1 rRNA gene (cut by a window edge) is annotated in these 505 nt (G+C 51.9%); it reads right to left on the bottom strand.

Annotated elements, in window-relative coordinates:
* Positions 1–505: ribosomal RNA gene (locus tag QZ289_RS10410) — 23S ribosomal RNA — on the bottom strand (its annotated part extends 268 nt beyond the left edge of the window); the annotation flags it as partial.

Raw genomic sequence — 505 nt, 5'->3', positions numbered from 1 at the left:
CGGAACTTACCCGACAAGGAATTTCGCTACCTTAGGACCGTTATAGTTACGGCCGACATTCACCGGGACTTGGGTTCAGAGCTTCGCCTTGCGGCTAACCCCTTGCCTTAATCTTTCGGCATTGGTCACGTGTCACACCCTATACTTCGACTTGCGTCTTTGCAGAGTGCTGTGTTTTTGATAAACAGTCGGTTGGGCCATTTCTCTGCGGCCTGCATCGCTGCAGGCACCCCTTCTTCCGAAGTTACGGGGCTAATTTGCCGAGTTCCTTAACCAGGTTTCACTCTTACGCCTTGGTATATTCTACCCACCCACCTGTGTCGGTTTGCGGTACGGGTCGCTTAGCATACGCTGGGGCTTTTCTTGGCACTCGATCCAATGATGCGCTGAGTCCGTAGACTCAACTCGGAATTCAATAACCTAGTCATCTTTTCTCATGCGTCCCCCCAGTTTAAGGGTCGCGAGCTCAGGATTATTAACCTGATGTCCATCGCCTACGCCTCTC

It is taken from the genome of uncultured Helicobacter sp. (assembly GCF_910577135.1).
In the GTDB taxonomy this organism is placed as follows: Bacteria; Campylobacterota; Campylobacteria; order Campylobacterales; family Helicobacteraceae; genus Helicobacter_C; species Helicobacter_C mastomyrinus.
Note: the sequence above shows the minus strand (reverse complement) of the source record. Positions and strands in the feature narration are given on the sequence as shown.